3 protein-coding genes are annotated in these 1767 nt (G+C 66.8%); all 3 read left to right on the forward strand.

Annotated elements, in window-relative coordinates; translation table 11 throughout:
• A partial coding sequence (locus WA225_RS20135; protein WP_422609288.1) for a hypothetical protein occupies window positions 1–192 on the forward strand: 192 nt, incomplete at its 5' end.
• 237 nt (window positions 193–429) lie between these two features.
• On the forward strand, window positions 430–576 hold the full coding sequence (locus WA225_RS20140) for a hypothetical protein (protein ID WP_422609289.1): 147 nt from the start codon (window positions 430–432) through the stop codon (window positions 574–576).
• Window positions 577–763: 187 nt separating this feature from the next.
• Window positions 764–1582, forward strand: a complete 819-nt coding sequence (locus tag WA225_RS20145; RefSeq protein WP_422609290.1) for a hypothetical protein — start codon at window positions 764–766, stop codon at window positions 1580–1582.
• Window positions 1583–1767 lie beyond the last annotated feature (185 nt).

Genomic DNA, 1767 nt, shown 5'->3' on the forward strand with positions numbered 1-1767 from the left:
GGCCTGACGGGCTGGACCAAGACCGTCGCTCAGCCGGTCGCCCATTCGATCGCCCGCAGGACCGGACGCCCAGAAGCGCAGATTCTCTCGCTCATCGGCGCGGCGTTCCTCGCGATGGCACTAGTCAACTTCCTCCGCGAAGTTGATGCCGTCATCGCAGCCGGGCGAACCCGGCCCCCAGCCAGCTCATGACCTTCCACCACGGACTGGGACGGTTTCGAGAGCGGCTGCGCCTCCCTTTGACCCGCGGGCCCGCGCACGTGGCAGATCTACGCCAGAACACGCAGTCACCAACCCGATGCAGGTCTGCCTCGAGCAACACGAGCCGTACCGGCGTTTCAGCCCGACCCACGCCTCCTCCCATGAATCCTCCCCGGGAATGCAGGCAACCAGGCTGGGCTCACCGGCGGCAACCACGTCCGGATCGCGGTGTTCCCGGCCGCTGCACTGTTCCTGGCGGGCATGGGCAGCCCATTCAAGCTGAACGGGGTGCGCTACGCCATGATCGCGTTCGGCTCCGTGCTGCTGATCCTCTCGATCGTGCTGATCCTGCGGCAGCCGGGGCTACTGAGCTGAGGGGCTCGCCGTGCCCATAGACCCGAATGCTCAGGACCGGCCGGCGCGCTTGCCCGCTGACGGCAATTCTGTTGGGTATTCCTCGCCCCCGCGAATCGGTGAATCGGTACCCCGGCCGCGCCCGGCAGCCTGGCGGGCAAAGGTCGGGAGCCTGATTCATGCGGTCAGCCAAAGTGACGATGCGGCCGTGGAGCAGGCAGTTCTCCGGCTGAGCCGGTCCCGGCGGCTCTTCGCTCCGCTCGCCCTTGCTGTTGGCGCCATCGTGATGCTGTTCGACGGGGTGAGGCTGCTCATCACCAACTGGCGGCTCACCCTGATCCAGGTGCTCCCGGCGATGTGGATCTGGATCGCGCTGCTTGATCTGAAGGCCCATGTTCTCCATGGACACTCCTTCCATGTGCTGCGCGGGCCAGTCGTGGTGGCGGTCGTGCTCGCTGTGGCCGCGATCACCGCGGCGAGCTTCTTCCTCAACGCCGTCTTCGCATTTGCCATCGCCGAGCCGGGACCTCCGATGATCGGGCCCGCGTTCACCCGGGCCCGGTCCAGTCTCGCCGTGATCCTGGGATGGGGCGCAGCGGCCGGTGTCTGCCTCGGCGTGTCAACGGTGGTCCTCGTCCGCTGGGGGCAGTGGTGGTTCGCTATCTCGCTGAGTGTCATCATCGCCGTGATGATGATCTGCTATGTCGCCGTGCCGGCCCGGCTCATCGGTGTGCAGATCACACATTCGAAACGGGACAAGCTCACCCTTACCGCGGTGGGCGGGGCAGTTGGAGCGGCGGTCTGCACCCCGCCCTATGTCCTGGGCCGCATCGGGCTGCTCATGCTCGGCTCACGAGCACTGTTCATCCCGGGCATCATCATTATGGCCATTGGCGTGACATTAGAGGCCGGTACCACAAGCGCAGTCAAGGCGGTCAAGATGAGCGCCAAGCTGCTGCCCGGCCATCAGCAAGCAGCCGGCGATCAAGCACGTCCCAGCGATGCCCCCACCCGAGAAGGCGGCTAACGCTTTTCAGCCCCGCGTTGGGTCCGCCAGATATGCGGCGATCGCCGGCTGCCGGCGCCCGATCAGCCACAGGTCGGCGCGGTGTCCGAGCACCCAGAGCACGACCGCGACCCCGCAGGTCAGCACGACGCACGCGGCGAACATGCCGGCCGATAGCGGGTGGCTGTGGCCGGACAGCACCAGGC

This window comes from Pseudomonas sp., assembly GCF_049300855.1.
In the GTDB taxonomy this organism is placed as follows: domain Bacteria; phylum Pseudomonadota; class Gammaproteobacteria; order Pseudomonadales; family Pseudomonadaceae; genus Aquipseudomonas.